Annotated in this window: 23 protein-coding genes and 1 tRNA gene; 19 read left to right on the top strand and 5 right to left on the bottom strand. The window is 45.2% G+C overall.

The genetic code is table 11. The annotated features are described in order from the left end of the window. Positions 1-146: 146 nt before the first annotated feature. The 3 genes from F0265_RS08955 to F0265_RS08945 form a co-directional block, all read right to left on the bottom strand. Complete coding sequence (locus tag F0265_RS08955; protein ID WP_171748602.1) at positions 147-1,433, bottom strand: outer membrane protein transport protein; 1,287 nt, start codon at positions 1,431-1,433, stop codon at positions 147-149. A gap of 265 nt (positions 1,434-1,698) precedes the next feature. Continuing rightward, positions 1,699-2,427 carry a DUF3379 domain-containing protein gene (locus tag F0265_RS08950; protein ID WP_065740502.1) on the bottom strand — a complete coding sequence of 243 codons (729 nt, stop codon included), beginning with the start codon at positions 2,425-2,427 and terminating at the stop codon, positions 1,699-1,701. Further along, positions 2,420-2,995 (bottom strand): sigma-70 family RNA polymerase sigma factor, encoded by a 576-nt coding sequence (locus tag F0265_RS08945; RefSeq protein ID WP_171352227.1) that lies wholly within the window; start codon positions 2,993-2,995, stop codon positions 2,420-2,422. The genes F0265_RS08950 and F0265_RS08945 overlap by 8 nt, the downstream gene beginning before the upstream one ends. Positions 2,996-3,623: 628 nt before the next feature. Here F0265_RS08945 and fadI point away from each other — a divergent pair. From fadI to F0265_RS08930, 3 genes are all read left to right on the top strand, one after another. Next, a complete protein-coding gene (fadI, locus tag F0265_RS08940; RefSeq protein ID WP_043007274.1) occupies positions 3,624-4,931 on the top strand; it encodes an acetyl-CoA C-acyltransferase FadI in 1,308 nt (435 codons plus the stop codon). Then, complete coding sequence (fadJ, locus tag F0265_RS08935; protein WP_171748601.1) at positions 4,931-7,054, top strand: fatty acid oxidation complex subunit alpha FadJ; 2,124 nt, start codon at positions 4,931-4,933, stop codon at positions 7,052-7,054. The genes fadI and fadJ overlap by 1 nt, the downstream gene beginning before the upstream one ends. Before the next feature lie 104 nt (positions 7,055-7,158). Beyond that, on the top strand, positions 7,159-7,707 hold the full coding sequence (locus F0265_RS08930; protein ID WP_171748600.1) for an NAD(P)H nitroreductase: 549 nt from the start codon (positions 7,159-7,161) through the stop codon (positions 7,705-7,707). 42 nt (positions 7,708-7,749) lie between these two features. Here the strand turns inward: F0265_RS08930 and F0265_RS08925 are convergent, their stop codons facing one another. Continuing rightward, positions 7,750-8,625: a LysR family transcriptional regulator gene (locus F0265_RS08925; RefSeq protein ID WP_171748599.1), complete on the bottom strand. Its 876-nt coding sequence runs from the start codon at positions 8,623-8,625 to the stop codon at positions 7,750-7,752. A 244-nt stretch (positions 8,626-8,869) separates the two neighbouring features. Here F0265_RS08925 and F0265_RS08920 point away from each other — a divergent pair, with 244 nt between their 5' ends. The 7 genes from F0265_RS08920 (at position 8,870) to recR (ending at position 14,503) form a co-directional block, all read left to right on the top strand. After that, the gene (locus F0265_RS08920) at positions 8,870-9,970 is read left to right on the top strand and encodes a response regulator (RefSeq protein WP_171748598.1); all 1,101 of its coding nucleotides are present in this window, start codon (positions 8,870-8,872) and stop codon (positions 9,968-9,970) included. A gap of 166 nt (positions 9,971-10,136) precedes the next feature. Then, a complete protein-coding gene (locus F0265_RS24675; RefSeq protein WP_006959397.1) occupies positions 10,137-10,268 on the top strand; it encodes a hypothetical protein in 132 nt (43 codons plus the stop codon). 47 nt (positions 10,269-10,315) lie between these two features. Next, positions 10,316-10,681: a DUF454 family protein gene (locus F0265_RS08915; RefSeq protein ID WP_171748773.1), complete on the top strand. Its 366-nt coding sequence runs from the start codon at positions 10,316-10,318 to the stop codon at positions 10,679-10,681. A 162-nt stretch (positions 10,682-10,843) separates the two neighbouring features. Beyond that, positions 10,844-11,389 (top strand): adenine phosphoribosyltransferase, encoded by a 546-nt coding sequence (gene apt, locus F0265_RS08910; protein WP_006959393.1) that lies wholly within the window; start codon positions 10,844-10,846, stop codon positions 11,387-11,389. A gap of 12 nt (positions 11,390-11,401) precedes the next feature. Beyond that, positions 11,402-13,486, top strand: coding sequence for a DNA polymerase III subunit gamma/tau (gene dnaX / locus F0265_RS08905; RefSeq protein ID WP_171748597.1), 2,085 nt, complete (start codon positions 11,402-11,404; stop codon positions 13,484-13,486). Between the two features lie 71 nt (positions 13,487-13,557). Next, positions 13,558-13,887, top strand: coding sequence for a YbaB/EbfC family nucleoid-associated protein (locus F0265_RS08900; protein WP_006959389.1), 330 nt, complete (start codon positions 13,558-13,560; stop codon positions 13,885-13,887). 16 nt (positions 13,888-13,903) lie between these two features. Beyond that, positions 13,904-14,503, top strand: coding sequence for a recombination mediator RecR (gene recR, locus F0265_RS08895; RefSeq protein ID WP_006959387.1), 600 nt, complete (start codon positions 13,904-13,906; stop codon positions 14,501-14,503). A 47-nt stretch (positions 14,504-14,550) separates the two neighbouring features. Here recR and folD read toward each other — a convergent pair whose 3' ends face one another. Further along, positions 14,551-15,414 (bottom strand): bifunctional methylenetetrahydrofolate dehydrogenase/methenyltetrahydrofolate cyclohydrolase FolD, encoded by an 864-nt coding sequence (folD, locus tag F0265_RS08890; RefSeq protein WP_038161037.1) that lies wholly within the window; start codon positions 15,412-15,414, stop codon positions 14,551-14,553. A 201-nt stretch (positions 15,415-15,615) separates the two neighbouring features. Between folD and F0265_RS08885 the strand changes: the two genes are divergently transcribed. From F0265_RS08885 to ugpC, 9 genes are all read left to right on the top strand, one after another. Further along, positions 15,616-15,692, top strand: a tRNA-Arg gene (locus F0265_RS08885). Between the two features lie 201 nt (positions 15,693-15,893). Further along, the gene (locus F0265_RS08880; RefSeq protein ID WP_171748596.1) at positions 15,894-16,502 is read left to right on the top strand and encodes a DUF2913 family protein; all 609 of its coding nucleotides are present in this window, start codon (positions 15,894-15,896) and stop codon (positions 16,500-16,502) included. Between the two features lie 495 nt (positions 16,503-16,997). After that, a complete protein-coding gene (locus F0265_RS08875) occupies positions 16,998-18,470 on the top strand; it encodes a YdiU family protein (protein WP_171748595.1) in 1,473 nt (490 codons plus the stop codon). A 159-nt stretch (positions 18,471-18,629) separates the two neighbouring features. Next, on the top strand, positions 18,630-19,352 hold the full coding sequence (locus F0265_RS08870; protein ID WP_171748594.1) for a response regulator: 723 nt from the start codon (positions 18,630-18,632) through the stop codon (positions 19,350-19,352). A gap of 3 nt (positions 19,353-19,355) precedes the next feature. After that, on the top strand, positions 19,356-20,804 hold the full coding sequence (locus tag F0265_RS08865; protein WP_171748593.1) for an ATP-binding protein: 1,449 nt from the start codon (positions 19,356-19,358) through the stop codon (positions 20,802-20,804). 138 nt (positions 20,805-20,942) lie between these two features. After that, on the top strand, positions 20,943-22,190 hold the full coding sequence (locus F0265_RS08860) for an ABC transporter substrate-binding protein (protein WP_171748592.1): 1,248 nt from the start codon (positions 20,943-20,945) through the stop codon (positions 22,188-22,190). 105 nt (positions 22,191-22,295) lie between these two features. Beyond that, positions 22,296-23,219, top strand: coding sequence for a sugar ABC transporter permease (locus tag F0265_RS08855; protein WP_006959370.1), 924 nt, complete (start codon positions 22,296-22,298; stop codon positions 23,217-23,219). Then, on the top strand, positions 23,216-24,073 hold the full coding sequence (locus F0265_RS08850; protein WP_019277875.1) for a carbohydrate ABC transporter permease: 858 nt from the start codon (positions 23,216-23,218) through the stop codon (positions 24,071-24,073). The genes F0265_RS08855 and F0265_RS08850 overlap by 4 nt, the downstream gene beginning before the upstream one ends. Before the next feature lie 5 nt (positions 24,074-24,078). Then, positions 24,079-25,194, top strand: coding sequence for a sn-glycerol-3-phosphate ABC transporter ATP-binding protein UgpC (gene ugpC, locus F0265_RS08845; RefSeq protein WP_038512887.1), 1,116 nt, complete (start codon positions 24,079-24,081; stop codon positions 25,192-25,194). Positions 25,195-25,661: the final 467 nt, after the last annotated feature.

Raw genomic sequence — 25,661 nt, 5'->3', positions numbered from 1 at the left:
ACACATGTAGCATGAAAGTGCTGTTTACGAGTACATTTGTAAGCTGAGAATAATTGAGAAACAGGGGCTTAAGGTGGGTTTTATCGTTCAGCTAAAAGAAAGGGCCAGTAAAAAACTGGCCCTTTAAAGTTGTTATTAACTAAGAGTTAAAACTTGTGAGTGTACTGCAAACCAAATAGCATAGCTGTTGCTTGTGTTGTAGCGTCTAAGGTTACTGAACCAAGCTTGTCATTAACTTGCTTCTCTTTACTTGTTAGATACGTAAAGCCGACATCGATCGCTTGATCTTTGTTTAGATGGTATGTCGCACCTGCAGAGAACCACTGACGGTCAGAGTCTGGTACGGAGACTGATGTTAGCTCATCCTGTACACCTTCATCAAACATGTAGCCGATACGAGCTTCCCAATTTTGGTTAATGTAGTAAGTACCACCAATTGAGTAGTGGAAAGTATCTTGCCATTTATATTCTTTAATCTGCGTACCACTAGTAGACCCTAGCTCTTCGAAGTCATTCCAGCTAATGTACTGGATGCTGTAGTGAACAGCGAACTTAGTATCTTCGATGCGGTGGTAACCTGAGAATTCTGCTCGTGATGGTAGGGCAATTTTTACTTTGCCAATGTCTTCAAATTGTGTGGTCGTTGAGTTGTATTGTTTAGCCGTACCATCAGCTTCTATCTCTGGGCTGTAATGGTAGCTCAGACCAAAACGGTTATTTTCGTCGAGTTCAAATACAGTACCTACGTTGAACCCTACTCCAACACCATCAACGTCAACATCAAGCAATTGTTGCTCAGATGCACCGTTGAAGTTGGTGCTGCGCTTCAACTCACCTTGACCGTAAATTACGTCAAGACCACCACCGATACTCCATTGTTCGTTGATTCTATATGAGGCCGCAAGTAGAAGATTCATTGAGCTCAGGTTAGTGATTCCACCAAAAGCATCAGCACCAGGAACGGGAACAATAGTTGGGGAAGTGAGGATTGTACCTGTACCTCGGCCCCAATTACTGTCGAACTCGTTAGTAGTTGCATAGTTAGAATATAAACCTAGGCCAACGGCAATTTTGTCGTTTACTGGATGCAAAACATAAAGGTTTGGGACGAAAGAGGTTGCATCGTTCGTTGTATTTAGGTCTTGAGGGCCAGTAACTGAATGGCTAACGTCTTTAACATCTACTTCTGAATCAATGATGTTGAAGCCAAGTGACATTTCCGTGCGATCAAATAGTGCCATCGCAGCGGCATTACGCGCCATTGCAGAAGCATTGTCAGCAATAACAGCGTCACCAGCGAATGCTCGGCCTAAGCCTGTTGCTGATTGAGAGTTAAGTTGGAAACCTGCAGCGAGAGCTTGCTGCGAAGCCATTGTAGTTGTGGCAATGGTCACTGCTAAAAGTGATTTTTTAAACAGACGCGTCTTGTTCATTTTTGCTTTTTCCTTTTTTGTTCGTCTCTACCGGACGTTATACTCGAGCAAAAGCTCAGTGGTGGCTGATACTAGACTCAAGTATAAAAGATAGAAATCCGACCATTGCCTAATTGGATGATAAAATTATGGAAATGATGTGTATCTGGCAGGAAAATGCTGAAAAATTCTTCTTTTTAGAGCTGTAGCTCTAATTTTGTGCTAAAAAAATGGCTTAAACGATTCGTTCAAGCCATGAGGTAGGTCACAAAATGTTAAAATTTGGTTAACTCATCGGTTTGATGATAGTCATCAGGTTTTCGGCGATTTTGGCCACATCTTCACCTTCTTCTCCGACCAAGATTAAACTGGTCTGACCGACAGGTTCTACAACACCCGCCATGCCTTTCTCCTCGAAATCGACAGTTTTGTCGGAAGCGATGCCTGTTAAGAACAAGGTGACTTTACCTTTCTTACCCTGGAATACCATATGCAGCGCATTCGATTTACCAAATCCACAGTGATTAAGGTAGTAGACGTGATAAGGGAAATTCTCACCGAGCTGATGGTCGAACGGCATCATCTTGGCGTTTATTTGCGATGATGCGACGTTTTCATCCAAATGTTCCACAAATGGCTTCTCATCAATGACGTGCTTGATGGCGGTATCAGCCAAACTTGCTTGTGCTGGAGATACAACGATGTTGCCCCAATTCACCTGCCCGACGAGCAAACCAAAGACAAAAGCAATCGATGCAGCCATGGCCATTGCACGTTTGGCAAAGTTCGGTCTAACCACGTTTGATTCTGTGCTTGATGTCTGATTGAACAATATTCTGTCTGCCAGATCTTCAGGGACATCTACATTCATTGCTTTGGCAATCTGAGCGTCAAGATCCAGAATATCATCGGCGAATTTGCCATTGGCATCATTCGACTTCATTGCTTCTAAAATATCGCTGTCCCGGTCTTTAGGATCGGACATGATGCGACGACGAAATTCTAACTCATCCATTTTGCTGCCCTCTGTGACTGTTTTCTGTATCTAACATGTCTTTCAATTGATTTCTTGCTCTGAACAGACGAGTCATCACAGTATTCTTATTCAGACCTAGTATTTCACCAATCTCTTCGCCGCTAAAGCCTCCAACGACTTGCAAGAAAAGTGGTTCGCGATATTCATCTTCCAGCTTCATGATCTGTGCCTGGATCCATTCCGACTGATGGTGCGGGTCATCGCTGACCTTTGCATCATTACCATGATCATCAATATCGACCAGATCAAACTGTTTTCTTTCGAAGCGGCGAGCATTTTCTCGTCTCAATATGGTAATGAGCCAAGATTTTGCCGCTTTTTCGTCCTGTAAGCTATCCAGAGATTTCCATGCCCTTAGGCAAGTTTCTTGTACCAAATCTTCTGCCACAGACTGATCTTTACATAGCCAGTAAGCGTAGCGGTACAGATCTCTGTGATACGCTCTGACAAGCGCTTCGTACTTTCTTTGTCTGTCCATATCCGAGTTGACCGGACTATTGGACTTTTTCTTCCCAAAAAAATTGATGACTGACACATGAGCCTCCAAATTTGCTCTGTGGTTTTTGTTGTACGCCTGTAAGTAAAGGCTATAGCGTGAGACCTAAATCAAACGGGTATGTCCAACTTTATGTGCAAGCGAATGTTCTCATAGCTACTGATAGAGTGAAAGTTAACTAGATATATTTTATAAAATCGAATTGGGGGGATAAATCCACTTAAACTTGATCTATTTCAAAATCCGATGAATTTCAAAGGTTATAGTACTCCTTGTCATCTAGTTGGTCTTATGACTAACAAGTTGAGCAAGATGACACTTCCTTTTGAAGGCTGACTTTACTTTCTCCTAATCAGGAAACTGATTATTTTCAATTGGCGTAAGTTAATTGTTTTATATATTCCGACCACACAGTTCTGTGTGGTTTTTTTTTGCCCACACTTAATGCTCGTATGGCAATTATAGATGATTGAGCTTTACGCTCACAGATTGTCTGGACTAAGTCTTTGTCTGCAAGCTATTTGTTCTATAAATGACTGTTGCGTTCAGCTTTAGTTCATTCTCTTGGTTTAAATTGCTTTTCCATCCTAAGTCACGTTTATTTAAACGGTTGTTTGATTGTGTTAACATTCTGATTACAATGTTTCTGGTCAGACCTCTTATTCTTAAAGGAGAAACAATGGGCAAGCAGGAAGTGAAAACGCGTTCCGGAGAGCGCGTCGCAGTTGTCGCTGGTTTGCGTACGCCATTTGCACGCCAAAGTACTGAGTTCAGCCAAGTTCCAGCGGTTGATCTAGGTAAAATGGTGGTGAGTGAAATGATGGCTCGCACCGAGATTGATCCAAAGTTGATTGATCAAGTGGTATTCGGTCAGGTTGTGCAAATGCCGGAAGCTCCGAACATCGCACGTGAGATTGTACTGGGAACGGGAATGAATATTCATACCGATGCTTACAGTGTGACGCGCGCTTGTGCGACGAGCTTTCAGTCGGCAGTGAATGTGGCAGAGAGCATTATGTCAGGCACAATCGATGTGGGTATCGCGGGCGGTGCGGATTCTTCTTCTGTTTTACCTATTGGCGTTTCTAAAAAGCTTGCTGCGAACCTACTGGCGCTGAGCAAAACTAAGACCATGGGTCAAAAGCTCAAAATTCTTAAAAGCCTGTCGTTCAAAGATCTGATGCCAGTGCCTCCAGCGGTTGCTGAATACTCAACAGGTTTGTCGATGGGTCAAACTGCTGAACAGATGGCGAAATCACATTCGATTACCCGTCTAGAGCAGGATGCGTTGGCGCATCGATCGCATACTCTTGCGGCTCAGGCTTGGAATGACGGGAAAATTGAAGGGGAAGTCATGACGGCATTCCCTGAACCGTACAAAAAGTGGCTCTCGCAAGATAATAATATTCGCCATGATTCTACACTTGAAGGTTACGCGAAATTACGTCCTGCTTTTGATCGTCAATATGGCAGCGTAACCGCCGCAAACAGTACTCCACTTACAGATGGCGCAGCGGCAATTATGCTGATGCGTGAAGGTAAAGCTAAAGAGCTGGGCCTTGAAATTATGGGCTACATCCGCTCTTACGCATTCTCCGCTATTGGTGTTGAAACCGATATGCTGATGGGGCCTTCTTACTCAACGCCGATGGCGCTCGATAGAGCGGGTATCGAACTGTCCGACCTTACCTTAATTGACATGCATGAAGCATTCGCTGCTCAAACCTTATCAAACGTGAAGATGTTTGCTTCTGATAAGTTTGCACAAGAGCAACTGGGTCGCTCTAAAGCGATTGGTGAAATCGATATGGATAAGTTCAATGTGCTTGGTGGTTCGATTGCCTATGGTCACCCATTTGCAGCCACTGGCGCACGAATGATTACTCAGACATTGAGAGAGCTAAAACGTCGAGGTGGTGGACTGGCGCTGAATACAGCGTGTGCCGCAGGTGGTTTGGGTGCAGCTATGGTTTTGGAGGTTGAGTAATGAGCGAGCAAAAAGCGTTTGAGTTAAAAATAGACGAACAAAATATCGCCTGGCTGTCCATTGATGTTCCGGGTGAGAAAATGAACACCTTGCAGGCAGCGTTTGCTCAGGAAATGGAAGACATCTTTACCCAACTGAAGGAGAAAACATCCTCAGTAAAAGGTTTGATTGTCCACTCTCTGAAACCTGATAACTTCATCGCAGGTGCTGATGTTAGGATGCTGGACGCATGTAATAGTGCGTCAGAAGCTCAAGCACTAGCTGAGCAAGGCCAGCAGATGTTTCAACAGCTCTCTGATCTACCTTATCCTGTTATCGCTGCCATTCACGGCCCTTGCCTAGGTGGCGGTTTGGAACTTGCTCTTGCATGTGATTACCGAGTTTGTACCAATTCAGATAAAACCCGTTTAGGTTTACCTGAAGTACAACTTGGACTTATACCGGGTTCTGGCGGTACGCAGCGATTGCCACGCCTTGTCGGATTGTTGCCATCTCTAGATATGATTCTTACAGGTAAGCAGTTACGCGCTAAAAAAGCCAAGAAGCTTGGTGTCGTGGATGCCGTGGTACCTGAAACGATTTTGCTTGAAGTCGCGAAGAGCTTTGTCGAAAAGCATGCCGGAAAATCGCGAGCCAAACGTAAGGTTTCAACGAAAGAGAAACTGATCGCTAATACCGGCCTTGGTCGTAAAGTGATCTTTGAACAAGCGTCTAAGAAGACCATCGAAAAGACTCGCGGCAATTACCCAGCGGCAGAGGCAATCCTAGAAGTGATTCGCCACGGCCTAGAGAAAGGGTTTGAGAAAGGCCAGCAAAAAGAAGCGCAGCGCTTTGGTGAGTTGGTGATGACCTCAGAGTCGAAAGCACTTCGTTCTATTTTCTTCGCGACAACGGAAATGAAGAAAGAGAATGGCAGCGATGCTGAGCCTAAAGCGATTGAACGTGCGGCGGTTCTTGGTGGTGGCCTGATGGGTGCTGGAATTAGCCACGTCAGTGTCTCGAAAGCGAAAGTTCCAGTGCGTATTAAAGATGTCTCTAATGATGGTGTTCTTAACGCATTGAAGTACAACTACAAGTTGTTTGACAAGCAGCGTAAGCGTCGCATTATTTCTAAAGCACAACTGCAGTCCAAAATGTTGCAGATGTCAGGTGGCACAGACTTCACCAGCTTCAATCACGCGGATGTTGTCGTTGAAGCCGTATTTGAAGATTTGAACCTGAAGCAGCAAATGGTTGCTGATGTGGAAGAGAATGCGAAAGATAGCACTATTTTTGCTACTAATACCTCTTCGCTGCCTATTCATCAGATAGCGGAAAAAGCGCAGCGACCTGAAAACATTGTAGGTCTTCATTACTTTAGCCCAGTAGAAAAAATGCCGTTGGTTGAGGTGATCCCTCATGAAACAACGTCTGATGAAACAATCTCGACTGTAGTTGAGTTTGCACGTAAGCAAGGCAAAACGCCGATTGTTGTCAAAGATTGTGCAGGCTTCTACGTGAACCGTATTCTTGCACCGTACATGAATGAAGCGGCACAAGTGTTGATGTCTGGCGAGCCGATAGAGCAATTGGATAAAGCTTTGCTGAACTTTGGCTTCCCAGTAGGTCCGATAACCTTGCTTGACGAAGTTGGTGTTGATATTGGTGCTAAGATCATGCCGATTCTGGTTGAAGAGTTGGGTGAGAGATTCCAAGGTCCGGACGTGTTCGATATCTTGCTGAATGACAATCGTAAAGGGCGTAAGACGGGTAAAGGTTTCTATACCTATAAAGGTAAGAAGAAAGAAGTCGATAAGTCAGTGTATAAGCTATTGAGCTTATCACCAGAGTCTAAAATGGCAGAGAAAGACATCGCGATGCGCTGTGTGCTACCTATGCTGAACGAAGCGGTGCGTTGTCTGGACGAAGGCATTATTCGTAGCCCTCGTGATGGTGACATTGGTGCTATTTTTGGCATTGGCTTCCCTCCTTTCCTTGGTGGTCCTTTCCGCTACATGGATCAGATTGGCGTGAAGACGCTGGTAGAAATGATGAACGAGCACGCACAGAAATACGGTGATCGTTTCGCTCCATGTGACGGCTTATTGACTCGAGCAGGGTTGGATAAATTGTTTTACGAGTGATACGCGACAAGATGACAATCAGGCGAGCCGTAAGGTTCGCCTTTTTTGCTACCTGAGGTTATGATCAAACCAAAGCAATTATAAAAACTCAGTAAGGATTTCAAATGGATGCTTTAGATTTGTTGCTCAATCGCCGTTCGATAGCAAAACTATCTGAACCCGCGCCAGAAGGCCATGTGCTTGAGAACATAATCCGTGCAGGATTGAGAGCCCCGGATCATGCAGGCCTGACGCCTTGGCGTTTTGTTATTTCCCAGGGTGAAGGGCTGAACAAGCTGTCAGATATTCTGGTTTCAGCGGCCAAAGCAGAAAGCAGCGAAGAAGCGGTAATAGAGAAACTGAAAAATGCGCCATTCCGTGCACCTATGGTCATTACAGTGATTGCCAAAGTCACTGAGCATGAAAAAGTACCTGCACTAGAACAATACCTATCTGCGGGTTGTGCGGTGCAGGCGATGCAAATGGCGGCGGTGGCTCAAGGTTTTCAAGGTTTTTGGCGCTCAGGTAAGTGGATGTTCCATCAAGCTGTTCACCAAGCATTTGGCTTGGAAGGCGACGACGAAATTGTCGGCTTTCTTTATTTAGGCACACCAACATGCACGCCGATGAAAGTGCCAGAGCGCGATCTGAGTAAATTTGTTGAGTATCTGTAGGGATTATAAAAAGAGCTTGGATCATCCAAGCTCTTTTTTCATCTAGTGAATATTGTAGGCTATAACAAAGTCGATGAATAAGCGCACTTTCTCTGGTAGATGGTCTTTATGATTGTAAAGCATATAGATATCACGTGGGTTCGCACTCCAGTCTTCGAGTACGCGCGTTAAGCTGCCATCTTCAATGTATTTTTTAAGCATCGCATCTGGCATGAGAGTGATCCCCAGACCGTTGGAACATGCACTGCGTACGACATCCAGAGTACTTGCTTGGAAGCGCCCTTTGTCATTATTGACGACGGTTTCACCGTTACTGTTGGTGAGCTGCCATTTAAGAAGAGGCGCGCCTTTTAATAGGGAATGATTGTGTAAATCTTCCGCATGCTTGGGAGTGGGGTGATTTTTTAGATACTCAGGGCTGGCAACTAATATGTCTTCAACGGAGCTTATCTTGCGCGCAATTAGACTTGAATCTCGCTGAGGGCCGACACGGAAAATGACATCCCACTCTGTCGGGTCAAGCTGATCAGCGTGGTTGCTCGTCGTGAGCTCAATGTTGATGTCAGGGTAGTGCTTCATAAACTCATTCAGCATAGGCATCATTCTACGCTTAGTGAGGTTTGAGGGGGCAGAAATACGAATTTTACCAGCAGCACCTCGGCATTCGTCAGTGATCTCTTCGGCTGCAGAGGTTAATCGGTTAAGTAGGGGAGAGCATTCGTTGTAGAAACGTTCACCTGCTTCCGTAAGGGAAAGTTTACGAGCATGGCGGTTCAATAACCTTAGGTTAAGTGCCTCTTCTAACGCTTGTATGCGTCGTGTGATTGTTGCAACGGGAATCATCGTCTTGCGAGATGTCGCAGTGTAGCTCCCATTTTCAACGACTAGCCTAAAAAGGTTGAGATCATCTAATTTCATTACGTCCGACACATTTTTTTACGAATTTGGGTAATTTATATCTATAACAGATGTCAAAGGTTGAGTCACATCAACAAGTTTTACGATCTTTGACATTGCATACATATAGTATGCAACAAGGGCGCAAAGTGGAAGATTTGTATAAATACACTTTCGCGACTACTTTTAAATGAGTGTTTGAAACAATTTACAAAAACAATAATAACAGCAGTTGTACGTTTTTAGTTGCGTGAGGCGAAGGTTTATGCATAAAACATATGAAGTGGCGACAACGCCCTCAGCTCAGCTGGCTGCCAGCCAAAAACTGATCATGTTAGTCGACGATGATCCTGTTTTTCGTAAGATCACTTGTGGATTCCTTAAAGCTCAAGGTTATCAGGTTGTCGAAGCTGAAAATGGTTTAGAAGGTCTTAAAAAGTTAAGAAGCGCTGAACCAGATCTCATCCTTTGTGATCTTTCTATGCCTGTTTTAGACGGTATCGAATTTGTTGAAGAGGTGAGTTTAGAATACCCATCTCTTCCTTTAATTGTGGTGTCAGCAACAGATGAAATGTCTGATGTTGCTAAGGCTCTTCGTTTTGGTATTAAAGATTTCCTACCAAAACCAATTTCTAATCATGAGCATCTTGCGAGTGCAATCGAAAACACACTTGATGATTCTGACAACCACCTGTGTGACCAGCGTGATTTCGCCAGTCAGTGGTTTCGCGTAGACAGCGGTGATATGCCTGAAGAGCAAGAGTTACACTGGCACCTTGAATATCTTGAAGATAATCCCATTGCTGCTAAAGATTTACTCCATGCGTTGCTTCCAGATAAGGACACATCTCAGGGTGATTGGAAGTGCAGCTACCGCTTGTTGCAGTCGACAGATGTCATGCCGTTGGTGTTTGATTATGCGTGGCTTATGAATGGCCAGTTTGCGTTTTATCTTGTTGATTCAGCGAGTGAAGGCCAGCATGGCGCAGCCACTACTTTATTGGTCCGTGCGTTATTCCATGATTACTTGCGTAACCTCAAGTGCTTTAACGCTGATCTCAAAGACATTGCGGATTTACTGGAGAAAGGTTTAGCGTGTTCGGAATGTGCTAGCCCAGTGCGTGCGCTGTTTGGTATTGCTGATGTCTCTGAAGGTACATTATCCATTTTACCGGCAGGGCTAGATGGGCAATGGTCAAATGGCTACTTTTCTCAACATATCCCCGCTGGTGTCAGGCTAGGGGATAGCTGCGCGAAGAACTTTATTACCACTGACTTGCCAATACAGTCTGCTTGCCAGTTAACTTTGAGCTGTCTTGGCTCAAGTAGCTTTAGCTTGGATATTTTCCGTGGAGGGAGCGCGTAAGCGCTCTCTCGTTATTGAGCGCAATATCGAAATAACCCTTTTTTTGTTCGGTGTTTATGAGCAAGAGATTAAGGTATAGTCCGCCAAAACAAAAATGACCCAATGTTTTAACGAAAGTTTAACTAGTGGTTTGAAAAATCGTCACTTACATTAGAGAAGTAATCCCATGGCAGACAAAGATTTCAAAGAACCTTATAATATTTTCTACTTTCTAGGTTTTATTGCAGCTCTATTGATTCCAACACTACCAGCCACTTTAACTTGGATTCGTGTAGTGAACGGATACGCGGGCTTCTAACTGATTTTTCGGAGCTTACCATCAGTATTCAAAGACTTGGTTTAAATATTGTTGGTGGCTTAAGTTTGTGCCTGGGCTTTCTGGGCATATTCCTCCCTCTTCTCCCAACGACTCCTTTTATTCTTCTTGCTAGCGCTTGTTTTATGCGCAGCAGTCCAACTTTCCATCGTTGGTTGCATGAACACAAAACGTTCGGACCTATTTTAGACAATTGGCATCAGCATGGTGCTGTAACCAGCAAAGTAAAAACACGTGGTGCCATCTGTATGGTCGCGAGCTTTACTTTTTCTATTTGGGTTGTTCCTCACTTTTGGTTAAAGATTATGCTGGTGGTTATGCTGATCATCTTATTGACCTGGTTTATTCGTTTGCCTGTGATTGAGCGCCTTGCTGACAAGCAAGAAAATCACTAAGATTGCAGGGAAGTGTGCCCGCTCTTCGAGTGGGCGCTTGTTATTGTAGGCACAGATAATTTAAGTCAACTGTTAGTGACCCAATTGTGCTGAGAACCCCGCTAGCGCTTGCCACATAATGACACGATAAGGTACACGCTTAGCCAATCTAAGAAATGAGTTATGACAACTGAAACAATCTCACTGATCAAATCTAGCATCAAAAGTATCCCAGACTACCCTAAACCAGGCATTCTGTTCCGTGACGTGACCAGCTTGATGGAAGACGCTCCAGCTTACCAAGCGACGATCCAGCTATTAGTTGAAAAGTACAAGGACATGGGCTTTACCAAGATTGTAGGTACAGAAGCGCGCGGTTTTCTTTTTGGCGCTCCTCTTGCCCTAGAGTTAGGGCTAGGTTTTGTGCCTGTTCGTAAGCCGGGTAAATTGCCACGTGAGACAGTTGCTCAATCTTATGAGCTTGAGTACGGCACTGACACACTGGAAATTCACACTGACGCGATTGCAGAAGGTGATAAAGTGTTAGTTGTTGATGATCTGCTTGCGACTGGTGGAACGATTGAAGCTACCACTAAACTGATTCGTCAGTTGGGTGGCGTTGTAGAACATGCTGCATTCGTTATAAATCTTCCAGAGATTGGTGGTGACAAGCGTCTCGAAGGCTTAGGTCTCGACGTATACAGTATCTGTGAATTTGACGGACATTAATCGGACATATTCATGAGTTATCTTGCTTTAGCTCGAAAGTGGCGACCTACAAAATTTAATGAAGTTGTAGGGCAAAGCCATGTTTTGACAGCATTAGAAAATGCTTTAGCCCAGAACAGACTCCATCATGCCTACTTGTTTAGCGGGACACGTGGTGTTGGTAAAACAACCATAGGTCGATTGTTTGCCAAGGGGCTGAATTGTGAAACAGGGATTACTGCTACGCCATGTGGTACCTGTGATACCTGTAGAGAAATCGATGAAGGTCGATTTGTTGATCTATTAGAAATCGATGCAGCGTCACGCACTAAAGTTGAAGATACTCGTGAATTGCTTGATAACGTGCAATATAAACCTGCACGTGGTCGATTTAAGGTCTATCTAATTGATGAAGTCCACATGCTCTCGCGCCACAGTTTTAACGCGTTGCTTAAAACGCTCGAAGAGCCGCCTGAGTATGTGAAATTCCTTCTGGCGACAACCGATCCTCAGAAGCTTCCAGTTACCATTTTATCCCGCTGTTTGCAGTTCCACCTCAAGCCAATCAGTGTTGATAATATCCATGAGCAACTGGATCATATTTTAAAGCATGAGCAAGTTTCTTCTGAGCCCCGAGCGCTTGGAATGATTGCGCATGCCGCAGATGGCAGTATGCGTGATGCCCTGAGCTTAAGTGATCAGGCGATCGCATTAGGTAATGGACTGGTGCTTACCGACAGTGTGGCACATATGTTGGGCACGCTTGATACCGACCAAGCGTTGCATTTGCTTGAGGCGATCAGTTCAAAACAGCCTCAGGTGGCGATGGACAGTTTATCGGCCTTAGCACAAAACGGTGTTGAATGGGATGGGCTACTCCAACAGCTTGCGACTCAGTTACACCGATTAGCAATGTATCAGGCACTGCCTGCGACCCTAGACAAGGCGCAACCTGACGCAGAAAAAATAGAGCTCTTGAGCCGTGCGTTAGCGCCTCAAGATGTTCAGCTGTATTATCAAATTGCTTTGAAAGGCCGCCAAGATCTACCTTTAGCGCCTTCAGAGCGTATCGGCCTAGAGATGATTGTGCTGAGAATGATGGCATTCAGACCGTCGGCAAAACCTCATGCACATGCTATCTCGACAGATGTTGCTCAGTCAGAACCGACGACATCAGCGTCAGTCTCTCAACCTGTCTCTAGTGCGCCTGCTCCCAATGTAACGCCGCCTGTCGCACCGACTCCTTCCTATCCGCAGGAGCGAGAAGAGTTACCTCCGGCTGGTTACATGCCTGAGCAATATAGTCCTGAGCCTATGGATTACACTCCTCCGCAGCATGAAGCACCGGTTCAACCTATGCCTCAAGAGCAGCAGGTTCCGCCTTCAGTGCAACAGAGCCAACCTGCATCGCCTGTGAGTGGATTGCGTCACCAGCTTCGTTCTCAACGTAAAGGGAACAATCCAGGAAATACGCCAAAAAAGGCTAACGCGACATCAGCAAAAAAATCAGATTCTGTTCTTGACCGTGTTGCTCAGCGACACTCAGGAACTATGCCGGTGTCGCCATTGTCAAACTCACAGTCGGTAGCGACACCTGAGCCGGATAAGAATGAGCCTTATCAGTGGAAGCCGACACTGCCTCAAGTCGAAAAACAGGGCAGCGAACTTACTCCAACTCAGATAAAAAAGGCCTTGGAGCATGAAAAAACACCTGAAATGGCCCAAAAGCTAGCAGAAGAAAGCTTAGAGAAAAATGAGTGGGCGAAGCTGATTAGCCAGTTGGATACGGCAAAGATGACCGAACAGTTGGCTCTGAACTCCCATTTTGAAAAACAAGGTTCATCGATTGCACTGACATTAAGGCCTCAGCAAGCGCATTTAAATACTGAGCGAGCGCAAAGTGAGTTACTCGAGGCAGTCAATAGAGCTACCGGTGAGGAGTGCCATCTTACTGTTGAAATAGGCGACAGTGGAGAAACTCCCTTAGAGCTGAGAGAAAAGCTTTATCAAGGCAGATTGCAGCAGGCTTTTGTCAGCCTGGAAAGCGACAACCATGTCCAGTTTATAGAGCAGCGATTTGCTGCTGAACTCGATAAAGACAGTGTACGACCAATTTAAGTCTGGGGTTGAAAACTTACACTTCGACCCCATCTATTAACGAAATAAGCTAAATAACCAGAGAGATAATCATGTTTGGTAAAGGCGGTATGGGCAATCTAATGAAGCAAGCCCAGCAAATGCAAGAGCGTATGCAAAAGCTTCAAGAAGAAATTGCAAATATGGAAGTGACAGGTGAGTCTGGTGCTGGTCTAGTAAAAGTCACTATCACGGGTAGCCACAGTGTGCGTCGCGTTGAGATTGATGAAAGTCTGATGGAAGACGACAAAGAAATGCTAGAAGACCTTATCGCTGCTGCTTTCAACGACGCTGCTCGTCGTGTTGAAGAAACTCAGAAAGAAAAAATGGCTGGCGTGACTGGAGGTATGCAACTACCACCAGGCATGAAAATGCCTTTCTAATCGATAGGGTTAGTTAATGCGCACCAGTCATATGCTGGAGCAATTGATGGAGGCCTTACGTTGTCTGCCTGGGGTTGGCCCCAAGTCGGCTCAGCGTATGGCCTTTCATTTGTTACAGCGCGATAGAAAAGGTGGTTTGCAGTTGGCGGACGCGTTAAGCCAAGCGATGACGGAAATCGGCCACTGCAATGAATGTCGCACCTTTACCGAAGAAGAAACGTGCCATATTTGTACCAATCCCAAACGTCAGGAAAATGGTCAAATTTGTGTGGTTGAAAGCCCGGCTGATATAGCTGCAGTGGAATCCACAGGTCAGTTCTCTGGTCGTTATTTTGTTCTTATGGGACATTTGTCACCACTTGACGGAATTGGTCCGAGTGACATAGGTCTTGATGTGCTCGATTATCGCTTACGCCGAGGTGATGTCTCTGAAGTCATTCTCGCGACTAATCCAACGGTCGAAGGGGAAGCAACGGCTCACTATATCGCTGAATTGTGTAAGGAACATCAGGTTCAGGCGAGCAGAATTGCTCATGGTGTCCCTGTTGGTGGTGAATTGGAGCTGGTGGACGGAACAACGCTTTCACATTCCCTATTAGGCCGACAAAAGCTGTAATTCATATCGGATGATTGAAAAAGCCACTCTTGCGAGTGGCTTTTTTATTATTTCTTTTTGGTGTGAAACTGTTCACAAGCCAACATAGTGTTCTCAATCAAGCTGGCCACTGTCATTGGCCCAACGCCACCAGGAACAGGAGTGATAAAGCTCGCGCTTTCCTTTGCGTTTTTGTAATCGACGTCACCGACTAATTTACCAGATTCTAAGCGGTTGATACCGACATCGACCACCACGGCGCCTTCTTTGATCCAGTTGCCTGGAATAAAGTTAGGTTTACCCACAGCCACTACCACCAAGTCTGCTTGACGAACATGGCTTTCGAGATCTTTGGTGAATCGGTGGCAAGTGGTCGTTGTACAGCCAGCGAGCAGAAGTTCAAGCGTCATAGGGCGGCCAACAATATTGGAAGCACCCACAACAACAGCATGCAGACCGCGAAGATTAATATTGTAGCGGTCAAGTAACGTGATGATGCCTTTTGGTGTGCATGAACGAAGCTTAGGAATACGCTGAGCAAGACGACCAACGTTATAAGGGTGGAAACCATCAACGTCTTTTTCTGGGTGAATACGCTCTAAAACATGTGTTGCATCAATACCGGCCGGTAATGGCAACTGAACCAGAATGCCATCAATTTCTTCGTCAGCATTCAACTCATCGATCAGAGACAGCAATTCTTCTTCTGATGTTGAAGCGGAAAGATCAAATGATTTTGATACGAATCCTACTTCTTCACACGCGCGACGTTTGCTTCCAACGTACACTTGTGATGCTGGATCTTCACCAACCAGCACAACAGCCAGGCCAGGCGCTCTTAAGCCCGCATTAACCCGAGCTTTTACACGAGCGGCAACTTCCGATCGAACGGTTTGAGAAATAAGTGTTCCATCAATATTTTGAGCAGTCATGGCGTTCCTTTAAATAGAGTGGCTATTTAGTTGCTGCGCATTGTCGCAAAAAATTTGACGAACATCTAGAAGCAAACGTTTGCTTTGGGGTGTTTTTAATCAAAATGAAGTTCGGTGACCTTTTTTTAGTCATTCAGATCAGAATGTTAAGAAAAGACCTTGTTTTAAGGACTCGAACTCGTATAATCCTTTCCCTGTAGCGCGCCCTTAGCTCAGTTGGATAGAGCACGTGCCTTCTAAGCATGTGGTCGCAGGTTCGAATCCTGCAGGGCGTGCCATTTATTTAGAAACCCTGATAGCTTTACGGCTGTCAGGGTTTTGTCGTTTCATAGAAGGATGAAAATTGGGCTGTCATCATAGCGTGACGATTGCACTAAATTCGACCTGTACATAAGCTGAGCTTTTCTGTAGCATGGCGTTCCTTCTCAAAGTACCTAAATTGATTAAAGCTTGAACAGGGCACCATACGTTCAGACAACATGCGCAGTATCCATACCAAAATTAAACCCGAGTTTGAGCCTCTCCTGTCTGAGCTAGCATTGCATGCATTGCTTCATCTGCACACCAATCATTCTGCACAGGCCTTAGGTCGAAAGTCACGTTCGGACATTAATGACATTCTCTCTGCTTGGCTGAACAAAGCGGCTAACAGCAAGAAATATAAGCCTTTTAAGAAGAAAGTTCGTTCTCTGGTTAGCCACGCTCGATCTCAGCGTCTGGATATGGAATCAATGCTAGGGAATCTGTTCTCGCCCATTCATGGCGATGAATTACCGCATCTAGATAGCTTTTTACTGCTGATCAACATGCTGGAGAAGGAACTCAATACGACGGTACTGGTGTCTAGTGCAGAAGAGGTCGACTTAGCCTTTAATCCTAAAGGTTGCCTACTGTGTGTGCTGTCACCGGATTTGAATGCGCATTTTGACAATCGCAATCGTCTATCTGCTGATATTTCAATGCTATTTCGTGGCACTCGTGGCGAAAAGCATTCCATTCTTCGAACCATTTACGCTTCTGCAATCTTTGAACATAAAGTTGATTACGAAGATGATAATTTTGTGCGTATTAGCTTAGGCTTGAAATAGTTTACTGCTTCTCACCTGTTCGAATCTAAATTTCGATTATTGTTATTTAATTAGATTTTCGCGAATTTTAGCCGCAACTTAACTACAAAGTTCGAATTGGAACAGATTCTTTACACCCTCTAAAACTCAAAAAAGAAGCCTAAACTCTCAAATTTTTCAGATTGTCATAAAAATTTAATCTTGGTGTGTATTGAGAAAATCCTTCGATTTCATCATATTGTAATTAAGATGTAATAAAAACAACGAGGAGAACGTATGCAGCATCAAGAAATGATCCAACCTTCTAACTTTGGCGTTATCAGCCGTACTTGTCTATTTTCACTTGTTGGTATTGTGGGTGTTTTTGCTCTCATCTAACATTGGACGTCAGTGAAGCTAAGCCTTAATAAGTGTGTAACTACTTACTTTTAGAATCATTTATTAGGGCAGCTTTCGAAGCATTCCTATCCGCTTTATGCTACTTTCTGCGATAACAGCTTTGCAAATGGACTGCATATGTCTTCCCTGTCGTCGCTCAATCTTAATTACCGCTTTAGTCAATTTTCTTCAGCATTCTATACCCATGTTCAGCCGCAAGCGCTCGACAACAGTCGCTGGGTGACTTGGAACAGTGAGTTTGCTCGCCAATTCGGCCTACCTTTGCAAGCGCCACAAGGCTCACTGAAATCTTTTCTTGCCGGCGAACTTAAACCTATGCCTACCCCTTGTTTGGCCATGAAGTATGCGGGTCATCAGTTTGGTATTTACAACCCAGATTTAGGTGATGGTCGGGGATTGTTGCTGGGCGAAATTTCTAATCAGTCAGGCATCTTATTTGACATCCATCTTAAAGGTGCTGGATTAACGCCTTATTCGAGAACGGGCGACGGGCGAGCGGTACTGCGTTCCACGATCAGAGAGTATTTGTGCAGTGAGGCAATGGCAGGCTTAGGGATCCCAACGACACGGGCGTTAGGGATGTTAACCAGCGATACTTTTGTTTACCGTGAGAAAGCCGAGCAGGGCGCGCTTTTACTGCGAATGTCTCAGAGCCATATTCGTTTTGGGCACTTTGAGCATTTCTTTTACACCAATCAGATAGCCGAACTGAAGTTGCTAGCGGATAAAGTGATTGAGTGGTACTGGCCGGACTGCATCGAGACTGACAAACCTTACTTAGCGATGTTTGAACATGTGGTCAAAGGTACAGCTAACTTGATTGCGCACTGGCAGGCTTACGGTTTTGCCCACGGTGTGATGAATACCGACAATATGTCTATTCTTGGCGAGACGTTTGATTATGGCCCGTTTGGATTTCTTGACGATTATGATCCTAGCTACATCAGCAACCACTCTGATTACGAAGGCCGCTATGCGTTCGACCAACAGCCTAGAGTGGGATTGTGGAACTTATCGGCCCTTGCCCACGCGTTAACCCCGATCATTGAGAAGAATGACTTAGAATCAGCACTGGAGCAGTATGAAGGTATACTTGGTAAGAGTTTCAGCCGATTGATGCGAAGCAAACTCGGCCTTCAGAGCAAGCGAGAAAAGGACAGTGAGCTCTTTCAATCGATGTTCGAATTGTTAGAGAAAAACCAAGTCGATTACACACGCTTTATGCGTGAGGTATCCAATCTAGACCGTAAGGATCCCCAAGTAGTGGTCGATTTGTTTGTCGATGGTGAAGCGGTAAAAGTATGGCTTACAGACTATCTTGTCCGATGTGAACAAGAGGTCGATGAGTTTGGTTCTCTCATTGAAGCATCAGAACGCTGCGAGGCAATGCGACGTGTGAATCCCAAATACATATTGCGTAATTATCTCGCTCAGCTGGCGATCGATAAAGCTGAAGAAGGCGATTTTAGTGAAGTAAACAGAGTCGCTGAACTACTCAAATACCCTTATGATGAGCAGCCGGAAATGGACGAGTACGCTAAGCTGCCGCCCGAATGGGGGAAGAAAATGGAGATCAGCTGTTCTTCCTAATTGACCTCTCTTGTGAAAAAGTACTGAATTACTTTTATATTTGTTAATAGGTTGTGATCTGAATCTGTTTTGTGATCAAATAATCCAATTTTATCAATCTGCCCCATACCTATTAATCTCTAAACTAGGGCCAGACATCGTAAGTAATAATTGAAGTGAATGAACGCAAAGATACTTGTTGTAGATGATGATCTAGAAATTCGGGAGCTGTTGGGTGAATACCTAACCAAAGCGGGTTATCAGGTCAACGCCGTGGCGGATGGCGAAGAATTAAAGGTGCACCTCGATCAAGAAGGTTACCCTGATATGGTGCTTCTTGACGTGATGCTACCGGGTGATGATGGCTTTACTTTGTGCCAACACATTCGTCGCGACTCTAATGTACCTATTATTATGCTGACCGCAGTGTCGGACGAAACTGATCAGATCATTGGTCTGGAAATTGGTGCCGATGACTACATTGCCAAGCCATTTAATCCACGTCAGCTCATCGCTCGAATCAAAGCAGTCTTGCGACGAGTTCAAATCAATGAAGAAAAAGGTTCAGACGCTCTACCGAAACAGATTACGTTTGGTGACTGGCAACTTGATACCTTAGCGCACAAAATTACCCATAGTGATACCCAAGAAGAACACGATCTGTCGGGCAGCGACTTTGCACTCTTAATGTTGTTTCTCTCGCGTCCGAATGAGGTTCTGGATCGTGATACGATTTCTTTTGCGACCAGAGGACGAGAGGCACTTCCCTTTGAACGAGGTATTGACGTCCAACTGAGTCGCTTACGTCATCGCTTGGGCGACAGCGGTAAATACCCGCAATATATTAAAACTATGCGTGGAAATGGCTATATCCTCGCTGTTCCTGTCAGTATTGAACATTGATAGATGAACACTCTGTTACGTAGGCTAAAACCCAATTCATTGGTCACCCGTACTCTAGGGTTAGCGTTATTAGCGGTGATATTAGCGCAGGGCATTGCCACGGCGATTTGGTATACCGAATCGAAGCAAAAAGAGCTGGCGGGTATTCAATCGGCCTCAGAAAGTATGGCGAACATGTTTGCCTCAACCGTGACCTTCTTCCAATCCCTACCGACTCGCTATCGTCATATTGTGCTGGATCAGATCCGTAATATGGGTGGCACACGTTTCTTTGTGTCATTCAATAAAGAAAAGCTGATTGTTGAGCCCATTCCAGATACACAGTTAAAAAGAGCCTCTCTTTCTGCGGTGGAATCTGTGCTCAACGACAAGCTGCCTAAAGTGTCTTCGATATCTGTCGACTTTTCTCATGCACACAATCTCCGTCTACTGAAAAATGACATCTATCTCAGTGATTTACCAAAATCATGGGCGCATCATACTTTAACTCTATCGCCCATCGATCCTCCCGTTCTGGTGGTACAGATCGAGCTCAAGAGCAATGAATGGGTCTACATCGCCGCGTTACTTCCCGCACCTTATGTCACATTGGATGACACCTTAATTGGCCGAGAGCAGATCCTATTTATCTTCTTCTCGACGACCTTGTTGCTTGGTCTGACTTATCTATTAATGCGCCGACAAGTCAAACCGTTAAAGCGTTTAGCAAAAGCAGCCAATGAAATGAGCATGGATATTGATCAGCCGCCACTAGGTGAAGAAGGGGCGAGTGAGCTGGTCACTGCGACGCGAGCATTTAATCGTATGCAGCAGCGCATCAGGCGCTATGTGGCCGATAGGGAGCACCTGTTTTCGTCTATATCCCATGACCTAAAAACGCCGATCACTCGATTACGTTTAAGAGCTGAGCTACTCGATGACGACAAAAAACGTCATAAATTCAATCAGGATTTAGATGAGCTGGAGATGATGGTCAAAGGGGCACTTCAATGTGTAAAAGATACCGATTTACACGAGAACAATGCCTTCATTGATCTCAATGCCATGATTCAGTCGGTAATTGAGCCAATGAACTTTAAACATGATTGTGTCACCTTTATGCCAATCGAGATGGAACCCATGGTGGCTAAGCCCTTAGCCATTAAACGGGTGTTGACCAATTTAATCGATAATGCGGTTAAATATGGAGAGAGTGCCACTGTGTCGATTGAAGTGACGGATGAATGGATTTCTGTCTTGATTGACGATGTTGGACCGGGCATTCCAAGTGACAAGCTTGAAGCCGTTTTTGAGCCGTATTTTCGCTTAGCTTCTGATGATCAGGGGCACGGCCTTGGCTTAGGTATCTGCCGTAACATTCTGCATGGCCACGGCGGAGATCTCATTATTAGCAATCGCCTACAAGGCGGTTTGAGAGCGCAACTCTTTATTCCACCGACACTTGAAGTCTAATGTAACATTGGTGTTACATTCCTATTACGGTTTGTTTCAATCTAATCTGTGCAAATCTATACACTCATTTTCGAACACATGAAACAGGGGCTTGTTCGCTGTCGGCCCTGTGTCTAATCCAATACATGGAAGATAATAATGAAAATGAATAAAACCCTACTTACCTTATCCCTTCTATCAGCGGCTTCTATGACTCAAGCGGGCGAAGTTGAAGTGCTTCACTGGTGGACTTCTGGTGGCGAAGCTAAATCCATTTCTGTTCTGAAAGACATGTTGGAAGAGCAAGGCCACAGCTGGAAAGATTTTGCGGTTGCTGGTGGCGGCGGTGAAAGTGCGATGACGGTACTGAAAACTCGCGCGGTGTCAGGTAATCCACCTTCAGCGGCGCAGATTAAAGGCCACGACATTCAAGAGTGGGGTGGTCTGGGGTTCCTGACTAACCTTGATGACGTTGCAGAAAAAGGTAACTGGGATGGCGTGGTGCCAAAAATGGTGACCGACGTCATGAAGTGGGACGGTGATTTTGTGGCTGTGCCAGTCAACGTTCACCGTGTGAACTGGCTTTGGGCAAACCCGGCGGTATTTGAAAAAGCGGGTGCAAAAGTTCCAACGACCTTGGATGAGTTTTTTGTCGCAGGTGACAAAATCAAAGCAGCAGGTCTAATCCCGTTGGCACACGGTGGTCAGCCATGGCAGGACGCCACTGTGTTTGAAGCGGTTGCGCTTGATGTTCTAGGCAGCGAAGACTATGTCAAAGCCTTTGTTGAGCTGGATATGGATATTCTGTCTGGCGATAAGATGGTCGAAGTGTTTGCCAAATTCCAGAAAATGCATGATTACATCGACTCGAACTCGCCGGGTCGTGACTGGAACGTTGCGACTTCTATGGTGATCAATGGTGAAGCGGCGATGCAAATCATGGGTGACTGGGCGAAAGGCGAATTCTCAGCAGCCGGAAAAGTGGCAGGTAAAGATTATGTCTGTGTGCCAGCTCCGGGTACCGCAGGTCAGTTTACTCATAACGTCGACAGCTTTGCTTTCTTTGAGCTAGGCGAATCAGGTAACCAACAAGCGCAAAAAGCGCTGGCAGCCACCATTCTAGACCCTAAATTCCAAGAAGTGTTCAACCTGAATAAAGGTTCTATTCCAGTGCGTCTGGATATGGATATGTCGAAGTTTGATAAGTGTGCACTGGATTCAATGGACGAGTTTAAAGCGACGGCGAAATCCGGTGATCTCGTACCAAGTATGGCACACGGTATGTCAACAACCAGTTACGCACAAGGCGCGATCTTTGACGTAGTGACTAACTTCTTTAACGACAAAGATGCCAATCCGCAAGACGCCGCGCAGAAACTGGCGAAAGCAGTAAAAGCGGCGATCTAACGGCGCTTTATTCTGTCACCCCCAAGGGCAGGCAGGCTTGTGGGGAGCCTGCTTGTCCTTTCCTTCTAAGACTTACTTTCAGGGAAAGTGTCACAAGGATTCGTTATGGAGCATGTTTTGACTGGGTCAAAAAGTCAGTCTGTCTATAAGCCAAGCTTTGCTGACAGGCTACAAACCTGGCTGCCGAAGATCGTATTAGCACCGACCATGTTGGTTACTGTGGTGTGTATTTACGGCTACATCTTCTGGACTGCCGCACTATCTATGACCAACTCTCGATTTCTACCTAGCTTTAATTTTGTCGGTTTTACCCAGTACGAAAAGCTAATGGACAACGACCGTTGGATCACTTCGATTTCAAACTTAGGTATTTTTGGTCTGCTATTTATGCTGGTCGCAATCGGCTTAGGTGTCGGTCTAGCAATATTGCTCGATCAAAATATTCGTCAGGAAGGGGCGATTCGTACTATTTATCTCTATCCGATGGCGTTGTCGTTCATTGTTACAGGTACGGCTTGGAAATGGATTCTAAACCCAGGTCTGGGCATCGAGAAACTGATGCACGACTGGGGCTTTACAGACTTCAAATTCGACTGGTTGGTAGACTCTGATATGGCGGTTTACACGTTAGTCATCGCTGCAGTATGGCAATCTTCCGGTTTTGTAATGGCGATGTTCCTCGCGGGCCTTCGTGGTATCGATTCATCTATCATCAAAGCCGCTCAAATTGATGGGGCCAATCTGCCAACGATTTACGTAAAAATTATTCTTCCTTGCCTGCGACCTGTGTTCTTCAGCGCGGTAATCATTACATCGCATATAGCGATTAAGAGTTTTGATTTAGTGACTGCAATGACGGCTGGGGGGCCGGGTTATTCCTCTGATTTACCTGCATTGTTTATGTATGCCCATTCATTTACGCGTGGTCAGATTGGCCTTGGTGCTGCCAGTGCCATGATGATGCTAGCCGGAATTCTTGCCATTCTAGTGCCGTATTTGTATTCCGAACTTAGGGAGAAAAAATCATGACCAATAACATGAATTTTGCTCGCCTGTTCATTTACTCAGCGCTGATTTTCTTCTGTCTGGTTTACTTGATGCCACTGTTTGTCATGGTCATCACGTCATTCAAAACCTTACCAGATATCAAAGCGGGTAATTTGATGAGCCTACCTAAAGAGTGGGTGTTTGATGCTTGGTATAAAGCTTGGGACGGCGCTTGCACTGGAGTGAAATGTGAAGGTGTGAAAGGTTATTTCTGGAACTCTTTCCAGATGGTGATACCTGCTGTTGCGATCTCAACCTTACTTGGCGCTTTCAATGGCTATGTTGTGACTAAGTGGCAGTTTCGTGGTTCGAACCTCTTCTTTAGCTTACTGCTGTTTGGCTGTTTTATCCCATTTCAGGTCATCTTGCTGCCTATGGCGGCGGTACTAGGAAAGTTGGGCTTGGCTAATACAACGGCGGGCTTAGTGACCGTTCACGTTATCTACGGTATGGCCTTTACGACGTTGTTCTTCCGCAACTTCTACATCAGCATTCCTGATGAGTTGATCAAAGCAGCAAAATTGGATGGGGCGGGTTTCTTTACTATCTTCTTCAAAATCCTGCTGCCACTTTCAACACCAATCATCATGGTGACCGTGATTTGGCAGTTCACATCGATCTGGAACGACTTCTTGTTTGGTGTGGTGTATTCAGGGTCGGACACACAGCCGATTACCGTAGCACTTAACAACTTGGTGAATACCAGTACAGGTGTGAAGGAATACAACGTGGATATGGCCGCAGCCATCATCGCAGCTCTACCGACGTTGCTGGTTTACGTGCTGGCAGGAAAATATTTTGTTCGTGGCCTGACCGCCGGATCAGTAAAAGGATAATCATAATGGCAACTTTAGAACTCAAACAGATCCGTAAAACCTACCCAAAAGCGGAACAGGAAACCCTTAAGGGAATCGATATCAGCATTGACTCGGGGGAGTTTCTGATTTTGGTTGGCCCATCGGGCTGTGGTAAATCAACCTTGATGAATACCATTGCTGGCTTGGAAGGTATTAGTTCAGGTGAAATCGTGATTGATGGCCGTGATGTCTCAGTCGTGGAGCCAAAAGATCGTGACATTGCGATGGTTTTCCAGTCATACGCTTTGTATCCGAACATGACGGTGCGTGGCAACATCGCGTTTGGCCTTAAGATCCGTAAAATGCCCGACGCTGAGATTGATGCTGAAGTGCAGCGTGTGGCCGAGATGCTACAAATCGACCACCTGTTGGACCGCAAGCCGTCTCAGCTATCAGGTGGTCAGCGGCAGCGTGTTGCGATGGGACGAGCCTTAGCGCGTCGACCTAAGTTATATCTGTTTGATGAACCATTATCGAATCTGGACGCAAAACTCCGTGTCGAAATGCGCCATCAGATCAAACGTCTTCACCAGCAACTCAATACCACCATTGTTTATGTTACTCATGATCAGATTGAAGCCATGACCTTGGCTGATCGCATTGCAGTGATGAAAGATGGTGAGTTGCAGCAACTGGGCACGCCTCAGGAAATCTACAACACACCCAACAATATGTTTGTTGCCGGTTTTATGGGCTCTCCATCGATGAACTTCATTAAGACCATGGTTGATCTTGATGATGAGCAGCAGCCCGTGATTAAAGTCAAAGGTAGTAATGATCAGGAGCACCACATTCGTTTGCCTAACTCAATGCGTGAGCAAGATGGTAAGGAAGTGGTGATTGGTTTACGTCCAGAGCACATTACTGAGAAACAAAATCAGGAATCGAGCGCTAGCACGCAACTTGATCTGCAACTTGAGGTTCTGGAACCCACTGGGCCGGATACTATCGCGATGATTAAAGTCAATGATCAGGAGGTGGCATGTCGACTGTCTCCGGAGTTTGACGCTCGTGTTGGTCAGGTTGCCCCTCTGCATTTTGATCTGTCAAAAGCGGTATTCTTTGATGCCCAGACTGAACAAAGGATTGAGTTCCATTAATAAGATTGAACACACTCCCAATCAGTACGGGGGAGAATCGGACTGGCTTGCTGTCCGAATTGGGAGTGTGTTCGCCCTTAATCCAGCTAGATAAAAATGATTATTAATGAAAATATTAATACCGACTATGCTTATAGCATCAACATGAATATGAAATTCGTGTTTGTCTTGAGAGTGGGAGCCAGTCTGTCTCCTTGCTGACTCTCAAATCTCATGTAATAAAAATGGCAGCAGGGCGCTGCCATTTGTTTATCTAACGTTTGGGTAATGTTAAATATGTGTAAAATGACACATTTGCCAAGTTTCGATGTGTCATTTCCCACCCATTTTTATATAACAAATCTATTTGTAATTGTTTTCTCGCAGTGTTCTATCTTTAATTTATTGAAATATAAAGATTAAATTTATTTTCATAAGTTGGCTTGGTTATTGCCCTTATAAATATATCAACACCCAGTGATGGGGTT

It is taken from the genome of Vibrio sp. RE88 (assembly GCF_013113835.1).
GTDB lineage: Bacteria > Pseudomonadota > Gammaproteobacteria > Enterobacterales > Vibrionaceae > Vibrio.
This window is presented reverse-complemented; position numbering and strand designations above follow the sequence as displayed.

Excerpts from the sequence above, each read along its gene's own strand:
- F0265_RS08860 (WP_171748592.1), top strand. The coding sequence starts at position 20,943 with ATGAAAATGAATAAAACCCTACTTACCTTATCCCTTCTATCAGCGGCT.
- F0265_RS08880 (WP_171748596.1), top strand. The coding sequence starts at position 15,894 with ATGCGCAGTATCCATACCAAAATTAAACCCGAGTTTGAGCCTCTCCTG.
- F0265_RS08920 (WP_171748598.1), top strand. The coding sequence starts at position 8,870 with ATGCATAAAACATATGAAGTGGCGACAACGCCCTCAGCTCAGCTGGCT.
- F0265_RS24675 (WP_006959397.1), top strand. The coding sequence starts at position 10,137 with ATGGCAGACAAAGATTTCAAAGAACCTTATAATATTTTCTACTTTCTA.
- F0265_RS08925 (WP_171748599.1), bottom strand. The coding sequence starts at position 8,625 with ATGAAATTAGATGATCTCAACCTTTTTAGGCTAGTCGTTGAAAATGGG.
- folD (WP_038161037.1), bottom strand. The coding sequence starts at position 15,414 with ATGACTGCTCAAAATATTGATGGAACACTTATTTCTCAAACCGTTCGA.
- fadJ (WP_171748601.1), top strand. The coding sequence starts at position 4,931 with ATGAGCGAGCAAAAAGCGTTTGAGTTAAAAATAGACGAACAAAATATC.
- F0265_RS08855 (WP_006959370.1), top strand. The coding sequence starts at position 22,296 with ATGGAGCATGTTTTGACTGGGTCAAAAAGTCAGTCTGTCTATAAGCCA.
- F0265_RS08875 (WP_171748595.1), top strand. The coding sequence starts at position 16,998 with ATGTCTTCCCTGTCGTCGCTCAATCTTAATTACCGCTTTAGTCAATTT.
- F0265_RS08955 (WP_171748602.1), bottom strand. The coding sequence starts at position 1,433 with ATGAACAAGACGCGTCTGTTTAAAAAATCACTTTTAGCAGTGACCATT.
- apt (WP_006959393.1), top strand. The coding sequence starts at position 10,844 with ATGACAACTGAAACAATCTCACTGATCAAATCTAGCATCAAAAGTATC.
- recR (WP_006959387.1), top strand. The coding sequence starts at position 13,904 with ATGCGCACCAGTCATATGCTGGAGCAATTGATGGAGGCCTTACGTTGT.
- F0265_RS08900 (WP_006959389.1), top strand. The coding sequence starts at position 13,558 with ATGTTTGGTAAAGGCGGTATGGGCAATCTAATGAAGCAAGCCCAGCAA.
- dnaX (WP_171748597.1), top strand. The coding sequence starts at position 11,402 with ATGAGTTATCTTGCTTTAGCTCGAAAGTGGCGACCTACAAAATTTAAT.
- F0265_RS08850 (WP_019277875.1), top strand. The coding sequence starts at position 23,216 with ATGACCAATAACATGAATTTTGCTCGCCTGTTCATTTACTCAGCGCTG.
- F0265_RS08930 (WP_171748600.1), top strand. The coding sequence starts at position 7,159 with ATGGATGCTTTAGATTTGTTGCTCAATCGCCGTTCGATAGCAAAACTA.
- fadI (WP_043007274.1), top strand. The coding sequence starts at position 3,624 with ATGGGCAAGCAGGAAGTGAAAACGCGTTCCGGAGAGCGCGTCGCAGTT.
- F0265_RS08870 (WP_171748594.1), top strand. The coding sequence starts at position 18,630 with ATGAACGCAAAGATACTTGTTGTAGATGATGATCTAGAAATTCGGGAG.
- F0265_RS08865 (WP_171748593.1), top strand. The coding sequence starts at position 19,356 with ATGAACACTCTGTTACGTAGGCTAAAACCCAATTCATTGGTCACCCGT.
- ugpC (WP_038512887.1), top strand. The coding sequence starts at position 24,079 with ATGGCAACTTTAGAACTCAAACAGATCCGTAAAACCTACCCAAAAGCG.
- F0265_RS08950 (WP_065740502.1), bottom strand. The coding sequence starts at position 2,427 with ATGGATGAGTTAGAATTTCGTCGTCGCATCATGTCCGATCCTAAAGAC.